14 protein-coding genes are annotated in these 17,838 nt (G+C 65.8%); 10 read left to right on the top strand and 4 right to left on the bottom strand.

Annotation, left to right across the window (positions count from 1 at the left end):
- Positions 1 to 122 precede the first annotated feature (122 nt).
- The 3 genes from ACVIJ6_RS08110 to ACVIJ6_RS08100 are packed head-to-tail and all read right to left on the bottom strand — an operon-like array spanning position 123 to position 4,572.
- Complete coding sequence (locus tag ACVIJ6_RS08110) at positions 123 to 869, bottom strand: response regulator (RefSeq protein ID WP_456772273.1); 747 nt, start codon at positions 867 to 869, stop codon at positions 123 to 125.
- Entirely contained in the window at positions 866 to 2,611 is a 1,746-nt protein-coding gene (locus tag ACVIJ6_RS08105; protein ID WP_456772272.1) for an ATP-binding response regulator, read from the bottom strand. Before ACVIJ6_RS08105 ends, ACVIJ6_RS08110 begins: the two co-directional genes overlap by 4 nt.
- The gene (locus ACVIJ6_RS08100; protein ID WP_456776932.1) at positions 2,581 to 4,572 is read right to left on the bottom strand and encodes a sensor histidine kinase; all 1,992 of its coding nucleotides are present in this window, start codon (positions 4,570 to 4,572) and stop codon (positions 2,581 to 2,583) included. Before ACVIJ6_RS08100 ends, ACVIJ6_RS08105 begins: the two co-directional genes overlap by 31 nt.
- A 537-nt stretch (positions 4,573 to 5,109) precedes the next feature.
- Here ACVIJ6_RS08100 and ugpB point away from each other — a divergent pair.
- From ugpB to ACVIJ6_RS08050, 10 genes are all read left to right on the top strand, one after another.
- Positions 5,110 to 6,435 (top strand): sn-glycerol-3-phosphate ABC transporter substrate-binding protein UgpB, encoded by a 1,326-nt coding sequence (gene ugpB / locus ACVIJ6_RS08095; RefSeq protein WP_456772271.1) that lies wholly within the window; start codon positions 5,110 to 5,112, stop codon positions 6,433 to 6,435.
- Positions 6,435 to 7,388 (top strand): aminoglycoside phosphotransferase family protein, encoded by a 954-nt coding sequence (locus ACVIJ6_RS08090; RefSeq protein ID WP_456772270.1) that lies wholly within the window; start codon positions 6,435 to 6,437, stop codon positions 7,386 to 7,388. The genes ugpB and ACVIJ6_RS08090 overlap by 1 nt, the downstream gene beginning before the upstream one ends.
- A gap of 235 nt (positions 7,389 to 7,623) precedes the next feature.
- A complete protein-coding gene (locus tag ACVIJ6_RS08085; RefSeq protein WP_456772269.1) occupies positions 7,624 to 9,246 on the top strand; it encodes an ABC transporter substrate-binding protein in 1,623 nt (540 codons plus the stop codon).
- 196 nt (positions 9,247 to 9,442) lie between these two features.
- Positions 9,443 to 10,456 (top strand): ABC transporter permease, encoded by a 1,014-nt coding sequence (locus ACVIJ6_RS08080; RefSeq protein WP_456772268.1) that lies wholly within the window; start codon positions 9,443 to 9,445, stop codon positions 10,454 to 10,456.
- Positions 10,453 to 11,349 (top strand): ABC transporter permease, encoded by an 897-nt coding sequence (locus ACVIJ6_RS08075; protein ID WP_456772267.1) that lies wholly within the window; start codon positions 10,453 to 10,455, stop codon positions 11,347 to 11,349. Before ACVIJ6_RS08080 ends, ACVIJ6_RS08075 begins: the two co-directional genes overlap by 4 nt.
- A gap of 111 nt (positions 11,350 to 11,460) precedes the next feature.
- Positions 11,461 to 13,287 (top strand): dipeptide ABC transporter ATP-binding protein, encoded by a 1,827-nt coding sequence (locus ACVIJ6_RS08070; RefSeq protein WP_456772266.1) that lies wholly within the window; start codon positions 11,461 to 11,463, stop codon positions 13,285 to 13,287.
- 12 nt (positions 13,288 to 13,299) lie between these two features.
- A complete protein-coding gene (locus ACVIJ6_RS08065) occupies positions 13,300 to 13,479 on the top strand; it encodes a DUF4089 domain-containing protein (RefSeq protein WP_456772265.1) in 180 nt (59 codons plus the stop codon).
- Between the two features lie 10 nt (positions 13,480 to 13,489).
- Positions 13,490 to 14,890 (top strand): AtzE family amidohydrolase, encoded by a 1,401-nt coding sequence (locus ACVIJ6_RS08060; RefSeq protein WP_456776931.1) that lies wholly within the window; start codon positions 13,490 to 13,492, stop codon positions 14,888 to 14,890.
- Positions 14,871 to 15,263 carry an oxalurate catabolism protein HpxZ gene (gene hpxZ, locus ACVIJ6_RS08055; RefSeq protein ID WP_456772264.1) on the top strand — a complete coding sequence of 131 codons (393 nt, stop codon included), beginning with the start codon at positions 14,871 to 14,873 and terminating at the stop codon, positions 15,261 to 15,263. Before ACVIJ6_RS08060 ends, hpxZ begins: the two co-directional genes overlap by 20 nt.
- Positions 15,264 to 15,266: 3 nt before the next feature.
- Positions 15,267 to 15,998 (top strand): GntR family transcriptional regulator, encoded by a 732-nt coding sequence (locus ACVIJ6_RS08050; protein ID WP_456772263.1) that lies wholly within the window; start codon positions 15,267 to 15,269, stop codon positions 15,996 to 15,998.
- Between the two features lie 39 nt (positions 15,999 to 16,037).
- Here ACVIJ6_RS08050 and atzF read toward each other — a convergent pair whose 3' ends face one another.
- A complete protein-coding gene (gene atzF, locus ACVIJ6_RS08045) occupies positions 16,038 to 17,828 on the bottom strand; it encodes an allophanate hydrolase (protein WP_456772262.1) in 1,791 nt (596 codons plus the stop codon).
- Positions 17,829 to 17,838: the final 10 nt, after the last annotated feature.

Here is a 17,838-nt window from a genome sequence, read left to right as displayed (position 1 = left end):
GTTTCGTCGCAGCGAAGAAATGTTTCGTCGCGCCGCACACCGCGAAACACACGTGGCGGAATTGTGCCGGATTCCAATATACGGAACTGCGGGCCGGCTGCGATCGACGGCTCGCGGCCGCTTCAGGCCTTCTCGCCGGCCGGCGAAAACAGGTAACCGCCGCCGCGGATGGTGCGAATCACGGCCGGTTTGGCCGGATCAGGCTCGATCTTGCGGCGGATCCGCATGATTCGCAGGTCGACGGCCCGGTCGAACGCCTCGGCATCCCGGGCATTGGCGAGTTCCAGCAGCCGTTCACGCGACAGCACCCGCTTCGGATTGGCCGCGAACACCTTGAGCAGGCCGAACTCGGAGGCCGTCAGCGGATGCTCATTGCCTTCATCGTCGCGCAGCGCCTGGGCGTCGAGGTCCAGCCATTTGGTGCCGAATCGGACCAGCTGCGGGTCCTTGGCCTTGGCCTCGACAACCTCCGCACTCGCGGACGCGGCAGCCTTGGCCGGGCCGCTGCGACGCAAGACCGAGCGGATCCGCGCCATCAATTCGCGCAATTCGCACGGCTTGGCGACATAATCGTCGGCGCCGAGCTCAAGGCCGACGACGCGGTCGATCGGGCTGGCGGTTGCCGTCAGCATGATGATCGGGATGTTGGTGCGGCCCTTGAGGTCGCGGATGATCGACAGCCCGTCCTCTTCGGGCATGTTGAGGTCGAGCACGACGAGATCGGCGGGCCCTGTGTCGATGGCGCTGCGCAGGCTCTTTCCGCCATCGCACAGAGTCACGGTGAAGCCGTGCATCTTGAGGTAATCGCCCACCATCTCCCGGGCAGGGGCCTCGTCGTCGACGATGATGATGTGCTGGCTCTGACTCATGACAACTCGGCCGCAGGCAGTGTGATGGTGAAGGTTGACCCCGATCCCGGCCCATCGCTCTTGGCCGTTACCTCTCCACCATGCATGTCGACGATGCGTTTGACAATCGACAGGCCGAGGCCGGTCGAGCTCTCGCCGGCGGTCGGTTTTGCCGACAGCCGCTGGAACCGGCCGAACAGCCGGCCGAGATCCTCCGGCGACAGGCCGGCGCCCTCATCGGTGACGGCGATGAGGGTGTTGTCGCCGTCATCTGCGGCATTCACGGTGATCTTGCCGCCGATGGGGCTGTATTTGATGGCGTTGCTGAGCAGATTGTCGATCGCCTCGCGGATGCGGTCGATATCGCACATGGTCGACAGATGCGGCGGCGCCGACACCGCAATCACCTGCTGCTTGTTCAGCGCCAGCGGCTGGTTGGCCTCGGCCACTTCGCGCACGAGCGCGGCGATGTCGACCGGCTCGCGGCGGATGGTGATGTCGAACGCATCGGCCATGGCATCCGAGATCAGGTGGTCGACCATCGAGGTCAGCCGCTTGGCGGCGTCGCGGATGTGCTCGATCTGCGTGGTGACGCCGTCCCTGGAGGAGCCGGTTGCGATCAGCTCGGTCAGCATTTCGGTGCGCCCGAGGATCACGCCGAGCGGATTCTTGAGGTCGTGGGCGACGGTGCCGAGAATCTCGTTCTTGAAGCCGTTGGCGCGCTGCAGCCGCAGCCACTGTGCCGAGAGCCGCCGATTGGCCTGCATCAGCGCGCGGGTGCGCTGGGCGACGCGGTCTTCGAGCTGGGTGTTGGCCTCGTGCAGCTGCTGATAGAGGATCACATTGTCGAAGGCGATCGACAGCCGGCTGGAAAAGATCTCGACCAGCGAGCGGTCGGTCTCCGACAGTTGCCGCTCCGCCTGAAGCAGCACCACGACCTCGCGGCCGGAGCCGGTGCGGACATACAGCACGGTACGCTGGTCGGCGAACTCGTTCGCGCGCTGCCGGAACGCGGCCTCGACCATGTCGCGCAGCTCGGGATCGAGCGCACGCGAGGTGGCCGCGCCGGAGAAGCGGCTGTAGCAGCCGGAGCCGGCCAGCACCGAAAAATCCTCCGCCTGGCTGCCGTCGTCGCGCAGCACCAGGATGCCGGCGCAATCGACGTTGAGCAACGACGCCATCTGCGTCAGCACGCCCTCCGCCAGCCGCTGCATCGACTTGAAGTCGTAGAGCGTCGATGCGGCGTCGATGATGATCTCCAGGCCGCGCCGGGTCTGCACCATGCGCTCGAGCTGCTGATAGCTGCGCAGCGCCGCGGTCAGCGAGGTGAACAGCTTGTCGGCGGTGAGCTCGGTCTTGGCCTTGTAGTCGTTGATGTCGTACTGGACGATGACCCGCCGCTCCGGCGCCTGACCCGGCTGTCCCGTGCGCAGGATGATGCGCACCGTCTCGTTGCGGATCTCATTGCGGATGTATTCCACGAGCTCGAGACCGGCGACGTCGGTTTCCATGATGACGTCGAGCAGCACGGCCGCGACGTCCGGATGCTCCCGCATCAGGGTGCGGCCCTCCGCTGCGGAATAGGCCGACAGGATCTCCAGTCCCTGTCCGTTCAGATTGTAGTCGGACAGCGCAAAGCGGGTGCCCTCATGCACCGCGTGATCGTCGTCGATGACGGCGATCTTCCACTTCCGGGCCGAATGGTCGTCCTGGTCAACTCCGCTATCCTCGATCAGGTGGAGGACATCGTCCTGTTCGGCCATTGCGTCGTTCCGTCACCTATTGCTGTCTCGGCGCCGCCCTTGGCGACCCTCGGCATGGTAATCCGAAAGGTGGTGCCTTGTCCCACCCGGGACTCCAGCATCATGCGGCCGCCGAGCTGCTGCGTTACCAGATTGTAGACGATATGCAGCCCGAGCCCCGTCCCGCCTTCATTCCGGCGCGTGGTAAAGAACGGATCGAAGGCCTGGCGCTGCACGTCGGGCGTCATGCCGGCGCCGTTATCGGCAAAAATGATCTCGATGTCATCTGCACCGCGCGGCCGCGCGGTGATCGAGATGGTGCCGGCGCGCCCGCCGGCGAAGGCATGGTTGACCGCGTTGAGAAACAGGTTGGTCAGGATCTGGCCATAGGACCCCGGATAGCCGTCGATCGGCAGCCCCTCGGGCACATCGACCGCAAGCGTGATCGCCGCCCGCTTAAGGACTGGCTTCAGGCTCGTGATGATCTGGTCGGTGGCCTCGCCCAGCATGAAAGTCCGTCGCTCGGCATGCGAACGGTCGACGGCGACCTGCTTGAACGACTGGATCAGCTCGCCGGCGCGCTGCAGGTTGGCGACCAGCTGCTCGGACGCATCGCGCGACGAGCGCACGAATTCCTCGAGCTGCGACCGCCGCAGGCCGCCCTCGGGCGACTTCAGCATCGCTTCGAACATCTCCGCCCGGCGCGCAAAGCTGGAGGCCACCGTCAGGCTGATGCCGATCGGATTGTTCACCTCGTGGGCCACTCCGGCGACCAGCCCTCCCAGCGCCGCGAGGCGCTCGGCATCGATCAAATTCCGTTGCGCGGCATTGAGCTCGAGCAGGGCGCTCTCGGCCTTCTCCTTCGCGTTGCGCAGCTCGTCTTCGGTCTTGCGCTTGGCGATCGCGTTCTGGCGGAAGATCTCGACGGCGCGGGCCATCGAACCGACCTCGTCGCGCGCCTCGGTGCCCTGAACCTTTCGGTCGTAGTCGCCGATGGTGATCGCGCGCATCGACGCCATGATCTGCTGCAACGGCAGGCGGATCGAGAGTGCGATCAGCACGCCTGCGGACAGGATGATGCCGAGAAAGATCACCGCGATCGACAGCACGCGTCGGGAAATATCGCTCAATGTCCGATCGAAGGTCGCCTGGGCCTTCTGCTCATGCTGCCGCATCTTCACCGACAGGCCGTCGATGGCCGCGATGGTTTCGGCCTGACTGGCGTCGATGGTGTTGCGCAGCAATTCCGTGCGATTGGTCAGCTGTCCGGTCAGCTTGGAAAAGCCTTCCCGGAGCGCCGCGGTGCGGGCCGACAGCCGCTGCAGCGCAAGGCGCTGCAGGTCGTTGTCGGCAAGCTCCGACATCACCGGAATGGTCTTCTCGATCGTCTCGGTGTTGCGGCGCGCATCCTCCGCCGACGCCGGGGCCAGCGAGAGGTAGTAGGAATTGGCCGCGACCAGCATCGCGGTGAAGGCCTCCCGCGACTTGCCGAGCGACGGCCAGATCTGCGCGTCGCGATGACCGGTCGCGCCTTCGATCACCGAATAGAGCCCGGCGATGTCTCGGGCGGGACCGAGCACCTCCTCGTCATAGGTCTTGGCGATCGTCGCCTGCAGGCTGCGCAACTCGCCGAAACCGTCGAGAAAGCGCACGGTGACGCGTTCGAGCTCTTCGGCCGATCCCGACAGCATCGGGTCGGTCGACGCGCGCGTGGTGAGGGTGCCCAGCACCGCCTCACGCAAGAGCAGGATCTCGGCGAACAACTCGGGACTCGGCTGATTGATGTAGCGGTGAATGAGGTTCTGCAGCCGGCTGGTCTCGCTTTCCAGCAGTGCCAGCACCTTGTCGGATTCGCGGACCTGGCGGACATCGTCCCAGGCGGTTCCCAGCACCTTCGCTCCGTTCCAGATCAGCGCCGCGAGAACGATCACGACAGCGGAGTTGAGGGCGGCAATGGACAGGATACGCCAACGGATCGGCACCGCCCGCAGCACGCGAACGACCCTGGCCCGGCCCGATGCGATCAGGCTGACCGATGGTCCGACGGAACTCCGCGTCTCGGCTGGTTCCACGACGTTACCTCGCGCTGCCCGGTGCGAACCGAGGCGGACGCGGCACTCGCGGCGTTGGACCTGCATGGTGCAGTGCAGCCAATCGCGTTGCACACCGGCAGCCATGACGGCCGCCCCGCGCAGCCAGCGTACGACGCTCCGCTTTCGTCCCGCCCCGTCTCCACACCGGTGTCACGTTCATGATCGAGATCCGCGGAAGGCAGGCGCGGTACACAGGCAACATGTTCCCCTTGCTGTTGAGGTCGGCCTGACGATGAAAAGGTTCAATGCGTCCACGAACAGGTGCTATAAGGCCATTCTGACGCGTGCGCGATACGCGTCAATGGTTTGTTCATAAGTTGTTGCAGCTGCTGGTTGATAGTTCGCCGGGCCGCCCGACAGGATTTGGGGCATGCGGCGCAGTTGATGATTTGAGCAGTTGATTATTTGAAATGGAGTTGGCCTCCGGTGACGATCGTCCTGCGTCTTCTCTGCGTCGTTGTCTTGCTCTGCAATGCGCTCGGTGCGGTGTCGGCTCAGGCCGCGACCGAGATCATCTGGTGGCACGCGATGTCGGGCGAGCTCGGCAAGCAGGTCGAGAGGCTCGCAGCCGATTTCAACGCGTCGCAACACGACTATCATATCCAGCCGATCTATAAGGGGACGTACACGGAGACCGTCACTGCCGCCATCTTTGCGTTCCGGTCGCGGAGCCAACCGGCGATCGTGCAGGTCAATGAGATCGCGACGGCCACTATGACCGCAGCCAAAGGCGCGATCTATCCCGTGTTCGAGCTGATGCAGGACGAGCAGGAAGCCTTTTCGCCATCGGCCTATTTGCCGGCGGTTGCCGGCTACTACGCCGACGCCGACGGCAACATGCTGTCGTTTCCGTTCAATGCTTCCACCCCCATCCTGTACTACAACAAGGATCAGTTTCGCGCCGCTGGGCTCGATCCCGATGTCCCCCCCAAGACGTGGCCGGAGCTTGGCAGGGCGGCCAAGCGGCTGCGCGAGCACGGCATGGCCTGCGGTTTTACGACCTCGTGGCCGGCCTGGATCAACATCGAGAACTTTTCTGCCTTCCATAATTTGCCGATCGCAACGCGGGCCAATGGCTTTGCGGGACTCGACGCCGCATTGATCCTCAACAATCCCCACGTCGTCCGCCATGTCGCTCAGCTTGCCGAATGGCAGAAGAGCAAGGTCTTCGATTATGGCGGTCGCGGCCAGGCGGCCGAGCCGCGCTTCCAGAAGGGCGAATGCGGCCTCTTCATCGGGTCCTCGGCGACGCGTGCCGACATCAAGGCGAATTCGAAATTCGCGGTTGGTTACGGCATGATGCCCTATTGGCCCGATGTCGCCGGAGCGCCGCAGAACTCGATCATTGGCGGTGCAACGCTCTGGGTGCTGCGCGACCGTCCGGCCGCCGAGTACAAGGGGGTGGCCAGGTTCTTCGCCTATCTGTCGCGGCCGGACATCCAGGCCGCCTGGCATCAGAACACGGGCTATCTGCCGATCACCCGGGCCGCGTTCGATCTCACGCGTGCGCAAGGATTCTACGATCGCAATCCCGGCACCGCGATCTCGATCGAGCAGGTGACGCTGCATCCGCCGACCGAGAATTCGCGCGGGCTTCGGCTCGGCTCCTTCGTGCTGATCCGCGACGCCATCGAGGACGAGATGGAGCAGGCCTTCAGCGGCCGCAAGTCGGCCGAGGCTGCGCTCGACGCCGCCGTCGAGCGCGGCAACCGTCTGTTGCGCCAGTTCGAGCGCGCCAGCCCGGATCGTTGATGACGACGCTGCCGCCGATTGCCGATGTTGCGCAGCTCAAGCGCTTGCGCGCCAACGAGGCGCATTGGCTGCCGGCCGCACAGCGGATTGTTCGCGCTGAGGGCTACGACGGCGCGCGGCTGGTGCCGTTCGGGGCGGGAACGAATCTCGTCGCCGCATTGAACGACCAACTGGTTCTGAAGATCTTTCCGTCCTTCCATCGGGCCAAGTTTCTCTCGGAACGGGCGACGCTGCGCGTCCTCGGCGGTCGCGTCGGTGATGTCACCACGCCTGAGCTGCTGCATCATGGTGAATGCGAGGGGTGGTCCTATCTGATCATGAGCCGGCTCGAAGGTGTCGCTGCTTCGGAGGTCTGGCCGCTCCTTGCAGAAGCGGACAAGCCGCGTCTGTTGCGGCAGCTCGGCCGCATGATCGCCGACGTGCAGCAGGTCACGCCAGGCGAGCTGCTCACGCTTGGTCCGCGCTGGTCTGATTTCCTGCAGATGCAGATGGCCGGGTGCCGCGCCCGCCATCAGCGGCTCGGGCTGCCGCCGGCGCTGCTCGCAGGCCTGGATGATCTGCTGAACGAGGCCGTCGATGAGCTGCCGCGAGATCCGCGGCCCGTCATTCTCACCGGCGAGTACATTCCTGAGAATTTCATGCTCGCGCCTGTCGGCGATGGCTGGCGCGTGAGCGGCCTGTTCGACTTCGGCGACGTCATGACCGGCTTCGGTGAATACGACCTGCTCGGGCCGAGCGCCTTTCTCGCGGCCGGGCATACGGCGCGCATGCGCGCCCTGTTCGATGGCTATGGCTTGGCTCCGGGTCAGGTCACCTGGCAGCTGAAGCGGCGGCTGCTGATTTTGATGCTGCTGCATCAGGCCAGCGATCCGATCCGGCACATCGCCATTCCGGACTGGCCGCTCCGGGCTGGGACTTTCGACGCATTGCAGGCGCTGATCTGGCCGGATTGACCTGACACCGGAAGGTTGCGCGGCAGGCCGCCCGCAGCCAGCTGCGTAGATTCGGCGCAGCCAGTGACGTTAGCTTAATAATCGGGCAATTCTGTAGCTTTGTATGCAATTGCTTCGAGGGCGGCCAAGGGATGGCGAGCCCTATCTCGAATTTTCAATGACTTAGCTATGACAGTGGATTGGCACGAAGCTTGCGACTTCTTGCCCCGTCGGTTGTATTCCGTGGGAGCATTTGATGAAGCGTCGCGATTTTCTGAAGTCCGTCTCCGGTCTGGCTGCCGGCGCCGCGCTGCCCCTGGCGCCCGCGGTGATGTCCGCCGCGAAGGCCGATGCGCGATCCGAGACGCTGCTGATCGTGTCCGAGGGTGGGCCCAACAATCTCGACATTCATGGCGTGGGCACCAACGTGCCGGGCTACGAGGTCTCCTGGAACTGCTACGACCGCCTGATCAGCCATGAGATGAAAAGCGGCCCTGGCGGCGTGCCGTATTACGACCGCGACAAGTTCAAGCCCGAACTTGCGGAGGACATGAACATCGGCGACATGTCCGTGACCTTCAAGCTGCGCAAGAACGCCAAATTCCACGACGGCACGCCGGTCACCGCAAAGGACGTCAAATGGTCGCTCGACCGGGCCGTCAGCGTCGGCGGCTTTCCGACCTTCCAGATGAGCGCGGGTTCGCTGACCAAGCCTGAACAGTTCGTCATCGTCGATGACCATACGGTCCGCGTCGACTTCCTGAAGAAGGATCGCCTGACGATCCCCGATCTGGCCGTGATCGTGCCCTGCGTCGTCAACTCGGAACTGGTGAAGAAGAACGCCACCGACAAGGATCCCTGGGGCCTCGAATTCACCAAGCAGCAGACGGCAGGCTCCGGCGCCTACAAGGTGACGAAGTGGACCGCCGGCACCGAAGTCGTCATGGAGCGCAACGATGACTGGGTGTGCGGGCCGCTGCCGAAGATCAAGCGCGTGATCTGGCGCATGGTGCCGCAGGCCGGCAACCGCCGCGCCCTGCTCGAGCGCGGCGACGCCGACATCTCCTATGAGCTGCCGAACAAGGACTTCCAGGAGATGAAGGCGAACGGCAAGCTGAGCGTGGTCTCGCTGCCGATCTCGAACGGCATTCAATATATCGGCATGAATGTCACCAAGCCGCCATTCGACAACCCCAAGGTTCGCCAGGCGCTCGCTTATGCGATGCCCTATCAGAAGATCATCGATGCCGTGATGTTCGGCCTCGCCAATCCGATGTTCGGGGCGCCCGCCGACAAGGCCACCGAGGTGGCGTGGCCGCAGCCGACCAAATATGCCACCGACATGGAGAAGGCGAAGGCGCTGCTTGCCGAGGCCGGCTACGCCAACGGCTTCGAGACCACGATCTCCTTCGACCTCAACTTTGCGCAGGTCAATGAGCCCCTGTGCGTGCTAGTGCAGGAGAGTCTCGCGCAGCTCGGCATCAAGACGACGATCAACAAGGTGCCCGGCGCCAACTGGCGCACCGAGCTGAACAAGAAGGAGATGCCGCTCTTCACCAACATCTTCTCGGGCTGGCTCGATTATCCCGAGTATTTCTTCTACTGGTGCTATCACGGCAACAATTCCGTATTCAACACGATGAGCTACAAGTCGCCGGAGATGGACAAGCTCATCAACGGCGCGCGCGACGCCGCCGCGACCGGCGACAAGGCGACCTACGATGCCGACGTGAAGGGCTTCGTCGATCTCGCTTTCGCCGAGGTGCCGCGCATCCCGCTGTACCAGCCCTTCGTCAACGTCGCGATGCAGAAGAACATCTCCGGCTATCAGTACTGGTTCCACCGCCGCCTCGATTATCGCGCGCTGGTGAAGGGATGAGCGGCGTGAATCGGCTTTTTCATGTGAGCCGGGCTCTCTCCCTCCCTCCCCCCTTGTGGGGGAGGGGCGGGGAGGGGGGTAGCCACGGGCACCTCCTTCTCGGCTCACCCCCCTCCCCAGCCCTCCCCCACAAGGGGGGAGGGAGCAGACCGCGCCGTGCTGTGAGATTGGGGGCAGTTCTGACGGGCGGCTTGGCATGCTGATGCTGATCGCCAAGCGCCTCGCCTTCGCGATCCCCTCGCTGATCGGCGTGGTGATCGTCACCTTCCTGCTCACCCGCGCACTGCCGGGCGATCCCGCCGCCTATTTCGCCGGTCCTGCTGCGACCAAGGAGGCCGTCGAGCAGATCCGCAAGAAGCTCGGTTTCGACAAGCCGCTGGTCGAGCAGTTCTTCCGCTACACGGTCGATCTCGCCCATGGCGATCTCGGCAGCTCGCTGACGACAGGCCAGCCGGTCGCGACCGAAATCCGCAATCGCCTGCCGGCCTCGGCCGAGCTCACTCTGCTCGGTCTTCTCGTCTCTGTCGCGATCGCGCTGCCGCTCGGCGTGCTCGCCGCGACGCGGCCGGGGTCATGGATCGATCACACCTGCCGCGTCGTCACCACCGCGGGCGTCTCGCTGCCGGTGTTCTTCACCGGGCTGGTGCTGGTCTACGTGTTCTATTTCCGGCTCGGCTGGTCGCCGGCGCCGCTCGGCCGGCTCGACGTGTTCTACAGCGCCCCGAACGCCGTGACTGGCTTCTATCTCATTGACACGCTGATCGCTGGTGATGCCGAGGCGTTCCGATCGGCGCTGAGCCAGCTGATCCTGCCGGCTGCGACCTTGGCGATCTTCTCGCTCGCGCCGATCGCGCGCATGACGCGCGCCTCGATGTTGCAGGTGCTGTCGTCGGAGTTCGTGCGGACGGCGCGGGCCTCCGGCCTGTCACCCGCCACGGTCACGGTGACCTACGCGTTCCGAAACGCGATGCTGCCGGTCATCACCACGCTCTCCATGGTGTTCTCCTTCCTGCTCGGCGCCAATGTGCTGGTCGAGAAGGTGTTCGCGTGGCCGGGCATCGGCTCCTACGCGGTCGAGGCGCTGATCGCCTCCGACTTCGCGCCGGTGCAGGGCTTCGTGCTGACGATGGCGGTGATGTACGTCCTCCTGAACCTGATCATCGATGTTCTCTATGGCGTCATCGACCCCCGTGTGAGGCTGGAAGGATGAGCTCTGTCGCGCCGACCGTCGAACCCGCCGTCGCCCGCACCTCCGGCTTGGCCGCGCTGATCGGGCACACGCGCTATGTGCTCGCCGAGAACAAGGTCACTGGCTTTGCCTTCGGATTGTTGGTGCTGATCCTGTTCGCCGCGATCTTCGGTCCGTGGATCGTGCCGTATGATCCGCTCGCCAGCGACACAGCGTCGGCGCTGAAGCCGCCGTCCGCAGCCCATTGGTTCGGCACCGACCAGCTCGGCCGCGATATCTTCAGCCGTGTCGTGGTCGCCACCCGGCTCGATACGTTCATCGCGGTCGCCTCGGTGGCGCTGGTGTTCTTCATGGGCGGGCTTGCGGGGGTCGCGGCTGGCTTCTTCGGCGGCTGGACCGATCGCATCGTCGGCCGCATCGCCGACACCATCATGGCGTTCCCGCTGTTCGTGCTGGCGATGGGCATCGTCGCCGCGCTCGGCAACACGGTGCAGAACATCATCATCGCCACCGCGATCGTGAACTTCCCGCTCTATGCCCGGGTGGCGCGCGCCGAGGCCAATGTCCGCCGCAACGCCGGCTTTGTTCAGGCAGCACGCCTGTCGGGCAACAGCGAAATGCGCATTCTGCTCGGCCATATCCTGCCGAACATCATGCCGATCATGATCGTGCAGATGTCGCTCACCATGGGCTACGCGATTCTCAATGCCGCCGGCCTGTCCTTCATCGGCCTTGGCGTGCGGCCGCCGACTGCGGAATGGGGCATCATGGTCGCCGAGGGCGCCTCCTTCATGGTGTCGGGCGAATGGTGGATCGCGCTGTTTCCCGGCCTCGCGCTGATGATCGCGGTGTTCTGCTTCAACCTGCTCGGCGACGGCCTGCGCGACATCGTCGACCCGCAGCGCAGGACGTGAGGCGATGAGCGGATCACAGCAAGACTCCGTCATTGCCGGGCTTGACCCGGCAATCCATCGACTCGCCAAAACCTCGGCTGTGCATGACGTTTTGAACAAGCGGAGCCATTCATGACCGCCCAGCCGCTGCTCGATGTCCGCGATCTCACCGTGGAGTTCTCCACCCGCCGCGGCATCGTCAAGGCCGTGCAGCATGTCGACATCTCGGTTGCCAAGGGCGAGACTCTTGCGATCGTCGGTGAGTCCGGCTCCGGCAAGTCGGTGACCTCCTATGCCGTCATGCGCATTCTCGATCGTGCCGGCCGGATCGCCGAGGGCTCGGTGATGTTCTCCGGCGTCGACGTCAAGGCGGCCGAGGAGAGCACGATGCGCGACCTGCGCGGGCGCGAGATCTCGATGATCTTCCAGAACCCGCGCGCGGCGCTCAATCCGATCCGCAAGGTCGGCCTGCAGATCGAGGATGTGCTGAAGCAGCACGCGCAGGCCGCGGCCAGCGATCGTGGAGAGAAGGCGATCGCCGCACTCGAGCAGGTCAAGATCGCCCGTCCGCGCGAGCGTTACCATGCCTATCCGTTCGAATTGTCCGGCGGCATGTGCCAGCGTGTCGTCATCGCGCTCGCGCTGGCGTGCAATCCGCAGCTCCTCATCGCCGACGAGCCGACCACCGGCCTCGACGTCACCACCCAGAAGGCGGTGATGGATCTCGTCGTCGAGCTGACCAGGAGCCGCGGCATGTCGACGATCCTGATCACGCATGATCTGGGACTTGCCGCCGCCTATTGCGACCGCGTCGTCGTGATGGAGAAGGGGCGGGTGGTCGAGACCGCCAAGGCCGCCGACATCTTCGCCAACCCGCAGCACCCCTATACGCGCAAGCTGATGCGCGCGACGCCGCGTCTCGGCGTGTCCCTGCGCGAATTGCTGCCGGAGGAGGAGGCGTCGCCCAATGCACAGTCCGTCATCGCCGGGCCTGACCCGGCGATCCATCCCGTTGCGCAAGAGTCGTCGAAGCTGTTGGACCCCCGGGTCAAGCCCGGGGGTGACGAGCGGAGTGGCGCGGACGAGCAGGGTGGGAGGGACGAGGCGCGTGCCGGAATTGTGCGGCCGCTCCTTCTCGTCGACAAGCTCGTCAAGGAATATCCGCGCCAGGGTGCATCGCCGACGCTGTCGAGATTGTTCGGCCGCAAGCCGGCGGTCGAGCCCGAGATGTTTCGTGCCGTCGACGGCATCAGCTTCACGGTGGGGCATGGCGAGAGCGTCGGCCTGGTCGGCGAGTCCGGCTGCGGCAAATCGACCACGTCGATGATGGTGATGCGTCTGCTCGACCAGACCTCGGGCCGCATCAGCTTCGACGGCGAGGAGATCGGCAACATCCTGCCGCCGGCCTTCGCCCGGCTGCCGCTGCGCAGCCACATCCAGATGGTGTTTCAGGATCCGACCGACAGCCTCAATCCGCGCTTCACCGCGGCCCGCGCGATCGCCGATCCGATCCTGCAGCTCGGCGACATCAAGGGGCGCGACGCCCTGCGCGGGCGGTGCGAGGAGCTGGCGCGCATGGTCGGCCTGCCGCTCAACCTGCTCGACCGCTTTCCGCACCAACTCTCGGGCGGCCAGAAGGCGCGCGTCGGCATCGCGCGTGCGATTGCACTGCACCCGAAGCTCGTGATCCTCGACGAGCCGACGGCGGCGCTCGACGTCTCCGTGCAGGCGGTCGTGCTGAATCTGCTGCAGGACCTCAAGCAGCAATTGGGCATGAGCTATCTGTTCGTCTCTCATGATTTGAACGTGGTGCGGCTGTTGTGCGATCGTGTGATCGTGATGCGGTCGGGCCGAATCGTCGAGGAAGGCAGCTCCGAACGTGTGCTAGGAGATCCGCAACATGACTATACGCGCGAGCTGCTGACTGCGATTCCGCATCCGCCGCTGCCGGTGCATTGAGGGGAGAGGTGCATGGCCGAGCCATGGGATGACTACATCGACGCGGTCGGACGCGCGCTCGGCCTGTCAATCGAGGACGCTTGGCGGCCGGCGATCCGCGCCAATCTCGATGTGTCGCTGAGAATGGCGAAGCTGGTCGACGAATTCCCCCTGCCTGATGAAGCCGAGCCTGCCAGTGTCTTCACCGCTTGATCCCGCCGACATGACCGCGAGCGCCATCGCCGCCGCGGTGGCTGCCCGCAAGCTCTCCGCCATGGAGGCGACTGACGCCGCGCTTTCGCGGATTGCCGCCCGTGACGGCGTGCTGAACGCCTTCACCGATGTCACGGCCGAGCGCGCACGCGCCAAGGCGGGTGAGATTGATGCGGCGATCGCGGCCGGCAAAGCCGTCGGCCCGCTCGCCGGCGTGCCGTTCGCGGTGAAGAATCTGTTCGACGTCCAGGGTCTGCCGACCCGTGCCGGCTCCAGGATCAACCGCGACCGTGCGCCGGCTCAACGTGACGCCACGCTGATCGCGCGCATGGAGGCCGCAGGCGCGGTCCTGGTCGGTGCGCTCAACATGGGCGAATACGCCTATGACTTCACCGGCGAGAACGTGCATGACGGCCCGTCGCGTAATCCGCATGATCCGACGCGGATGAGCGGTGGCTCGTCGGGCGGCTCGGGCAGCGCCGTGGGCGGCGGCCTGGTGCCGATCGCGCTCGGCTCCGACACCAACGGCTCGATCCGCGTGCCCTCGTCGTTCTGCGGCATCTTCGGTCTGAAGCCGACCTATGGCCGGCTGTCGCGCGCGCGCTCGTTTCCGTTTGTCATGAGCCTGGATCATCTCGGCCCGTTCGCGCGCTCGGTCGAGGACCTCGCGCTCGCTTATGACGTGATGCAGGGGCCCGATCCGGACGATGCCGCGTGCACGACGCGCCCTCTGGAGCCAGCGTCCGGACGGCTGTCGCAAGGACTCGACGGTTTGCGCATCGGCCTTGCCGGCTGTCATTTTCAGACGAACCTGTTTCCCGAAGCCGCCGAAGCCGTCGCGCGCGTCGCTGCGGCGCTGAAGGTGACTGAGGTGATCGAGGTGCCGGAAGCCGCGCGCGCCCGCGCCGCGGCCTATGTCATCAGCACCACCGAAGGGGCCTCGCTGCATCTCGACCGGCTGCGCACGCGCCCTCATGATTTCGATCCGGCGGTCCGCGATCGTCTCATCGCCGGTGCGATGATTCCGGCGCCGCTGGTCGACCGCGCACAGAAGTTCCGCCGCTGGTATCGCGCCAAGGTGCTGGAGCTGTTCACATCGGTCGACGTGCTGATCGCACCGGCGACGCCCTGCATCGCGCCGAAGCTCGGGCAGACGACCTTCATGCTCGACGGCGTCGAGCTGCCGGTGCGCGCAAATATCGGCATCCACACGCAACCGATCTCGTTCATCGGGCTGCCGGTCGTCGCGGTGCCGATTCCGCTCGAGCCGATGCCCATCGGCGTGCAGATCATCGCCGCGCCCTGGTGCGAACATGTGGCACTGCGTGTGGCCCACGCCTTGCAACAGCTGGGTGTCGCCGCTGCGCCGGCCCCGAGAGGAGTCCTGGAGAATGGAAGTCGATCTGCCTGACGTCGTTGCCGAGGTCACGGCGCAGTTCCAGCGCTATGAACAGGCGCTGGTCAGCAACGATGTCGCCGTGCTCGACGAGCTGTTCCGGAAGGACGCCCGCACCTTGCGCTATGGCATCGGTGAGAACCTCTACGGCTATGGCGAGATCGCGGCCTTTCGCGCGGCGCGCTCGCCCGCGGGGCTGATGCGGCGCACCGCGCGCACCGTCATCACCGCCTATGGCCGCGACACCGCAGTCGCCTCGACCCTGTTCTATCGCGACAGCGCGCCCGGCAAGGTCGGGCGCCAGATGCAGACCTGGGTCCGGTTCCCAGAGGGCTGGAGAATCGTCGCTGCCCATGTCAGCATCATCGATGAAGCAAAAGGCGGCTGAGGCATGAGCCTGGACGATCTTCCGCCGCGGACGCAGCAGCGGCCCGCTCGCGATCCTGATGGGCCGCGCGTCGATCGCGCGCCGCCGGCGGTCGCAAAGATCACGCGCGCGGAGGAGCTGCGCCTGCAGCTCGCCGACGATATCGTGCGCGGTGCGCTGGCGCCGGGTGCGCCGCTCGATGAGACCGAAATCGCCAAGCGCTTCAATGTCTCGCGCACCCCGGTGCGCGAAGCGCTGCGCCAGCTCGCGGCATCCGGCCTGATCGAGGCGCGCGCGCATCGCGGCGCAGTGGTGGCGCGGCCCTCCGTCGATCGGCTGACCGGGATGTTCGAGGCGATGGCCGAGCTCGAAGGCCTGTGCGCAGGCCTCGCGGCGCAGCGGATGACACCGGTCGAGCGGCAGCGGCTCGAGGCCATTCACGAGGAATTGCGCAACCTCAGCCATGCCGGCAATCCCGAGCGCTTCCACGAGGTCAATGAGCGCTTCCACAATGCGATCTATGCCGGCGCGCACAACGCCTATATCGCCGAGATCACCTTGGCGACGCGGGTGCGCGTGCAGCCGTTCCGCCGAGCCCAGTTCCGTAATCTCGGCCGCCTCGCCAAGTCGCACGCCGAGCACGACCGCGTCGTCGTGGCCATCCTGCGTGGCGACAAGGCCGGCGCGGCCAGCGCGATGAAAGCCCATATCGAGCTGGTGCGCGGCGAATACGAGATCTACGCGGTGTCGGTGTAGACGAACTCCACCGCAATGACGGTGCTAAACTAACGTCGATCAGCTCTTCTGCGCCATATACGCGCGCCAGCCGCCGAATTCCGAGATGTCGCGTGCGCCATCGAGGGCGGCGGGCTCGACCAGGAACCCCTTGGCGCTGCGGCCGTCGGCCAGCCGGATCGTGCCGATCGACAGCGGCGGCGGGATGAGATCCACAAACTTGCCGAAGCCTGCGGCTGACAGCGCCCAGAGCTCGACCTCCATCGCCGCCCCCTTGCCAGCCTCGATGCGCAGCATGCCGGGCTTGGGCGGCGTGGTCGGCAGCGCGTAGAGCTTGTAGTCCGGTGCGGTCCTGGCTGCTTCCAGCAGGCGGCCCCCGAGACGGGTCAGCTCGTGATTGAGCGCCATGCCGGAGAGGTGGGCGCCGACGACGACGATGGGGATCTCGTCGCCACTCAATTTCGATGATGGAGCCGCGAGCGGTGGCTGCGGTGTCGCCTTCGCGCCCACCGGCAGCGCGGTGTCGGAATGGAAGACGCGGCCGATGCTGGCGAGCGCGGCGTCGCGCCCGGCAGGCGCCAGCAGCGTGATGCCGAACGGGATGCCGTCGCCGCGCACCGCAGCCGGCACCGCCAGTCCGCACAGATCGAGCAGATTGACGAAATTGGTGTAGGTGCCGAGCCGGCTGTTGAGCAGAATCGGATCGGCCAGCACCTCCGCAGTGGTGTAGGCGGTCGGCGCGGTCGGCAGTACCAGCGCTTCGACTTCGGCGAAGGTGCGCTCCGCCACCTGGCGCAGCGCCTGCAGCCGGTATAGCGCGGCGAAGGTATCGGCCGCGCTGCCGCGCGCGCCGCCGATCGTGATCTCGCGCGTCACTGGATGGATCGCGTCGGGATCGGACGCCAGGAGATCGCGGATCACGAGGTAGCGTTCGGCGACCCACGGGCCTTCATAGAGCAGCCGCGCCGTCTCGTAGAACGGCTCGAGGTCGAATGCGACGATCTCGGCGCCAAGCTTAACGAAGCGCGCCACGGCCGCGCCGTAGGCGGCTTCCGCGGCTTTGTCGCTGAAGAAGATCAGTTGTCCCGGACGGGGAATGCCGAGCTTCACGCCGCGCGGAAATGCCGTCACCGCGCCGAGCGGCCGGTCGCGCGAGAATGGATCGAGCGGATCCGGCGCGGCCATGACGTCGAGCGCTGCGACCGCGTCATCGACCGTCAGCGAGAACACCGAGATGCAGTCGAGGGTGCGGCAGGCCGGCACGAGGCCGGCGGTCGAGATCATGCCGAGGCTCGGCTTCAGCCCGACGATGTTGTTGAGCATGGCCGGAACGCGGCCGGAGCCCGCCGTATCCGTTCCCAGCGACAGCGGCACGAGCCCTGCCGAGACGGCGACCGCCGAGCCCGAACTCGATCCGCCCGGCACCAGATCGCCTCGCACCGGATTGGTCGGGATGCCATAGGGCGAACGCACGCCGACGAGGCCGGTGGCGAACTGGTCCAGATTGGTCTTGCCGATGATGATGGCGCCGGCGGCGCGCAGCCGCGCCACCGCGGTGGAATCGCGGGCCGGCGTATAGGCGAAGGCCGGGCAGGCGGCCGTCGTCGGCAGTCCCGCGACGTCGATATTGTCCTTGACCGCCACCGGCACGCCGAACAGCGGCAGCGCCGCGGTGTCCTTGCCGGCAAGCCGCTCCGCCTCGGCGATCGCATCCGCTTCGTCGCGCAGGCTGATGAAGATGGCGGGGTCGGCATGCGCGCGAATCCGCGCGTAGCAGCGTGCGATCGTATCCTTGGGGGTCGTCAGCCCGGCCCGATGGACGGCGACGATCTCGGCGACGGTTTCGGTCACGAAGCGCTCC

This window comes from Bradyrhizobium sp. USDA 4369 (assembly GCF_054056435.1).
Note: the sequence above shows the minus strand (reverse complement) of the source record. Positions and strands in the feature narration are given on the sequence as shown.

Coding starts and splice junctions, on each gene's coding strand:
- ACVIJ6_RS08110 (WP_456772273.1), bottom strand. CDS start 869: ATGAGTCAGAGCCAGCACATCATCATCGTCGACGACGAGGCCCCTGCC.
- ACVIJ6_RS08105 (WP_456772272.1), bottom strand. CDS start 2,611: ATGGCCGAACAGGACGATGTCCTCCACCTGATCGAGGATAGCGGAGTT.
- ACVIJ6_RS08090 (WP_456772270.1), top strand. CDS start 6,435: ATGACGACGCTGCCGCCGATTGCCGATGTTGCGCAGCTCAAGCGCTTG.
- ACVIJ6_RS08085 (WP_456772269.1), top strand. CDS start 7,624: ATGAAGCGTCGCGATTTTCTGAAGTCCGTCTCCGGTCTGGCTGCCGGC.
- ACVIJ6_RS08080 (WP_456772268.1), top strand. CDS start 9,443: ATGCTGATGCTGATCGCCAAGCGCCTCGCCTTCGCGATCCCCTCGCTG.
- ACVIJ6_RS08075 (WP_456772267.1), top strand. CDS start 10,453: ATGAGCTCTGTCGCGCCGACCGTCGAACCCGCCGTCGCCCGCACCTCC.
- ACVIJ6_RS08070 (WP_456772266.1), top strand. CDS start 11,461: ATGACCGCCCAGCCGCTGCTCGATGTCCGCGATCTCACCGTGGAGTTC.
- ACVIJ6_RS08065 (WP_456772265.1), top strand. CDS start 13,300: ATGGCCGAGCCATGGGATGACTACATCGACGCGGTCGGACGCGCGCTC.
- ACVIJ6_RS08060 (WP_456776931.1), top strand. CDS start 13,490: ATGACCGCGAGCGCCATCGCCGCCGCGGTGGCTGCCCGCAAGCTCTCC.
- hpxZ (WP_456772264.1), top strand. CDS start 14,871: ATGGAAGTCGATCTGCCTGACGTCGTTGCCGAGGTCACGGCGCAGTTC.
- ACVIJ6_RS08050 (WP_456772263.1), top strand. CDS start 15,267: ATGAGCCTGGACGATCTTCCGCCGCGGACGCAGCAGCGGCCCGCTCGC.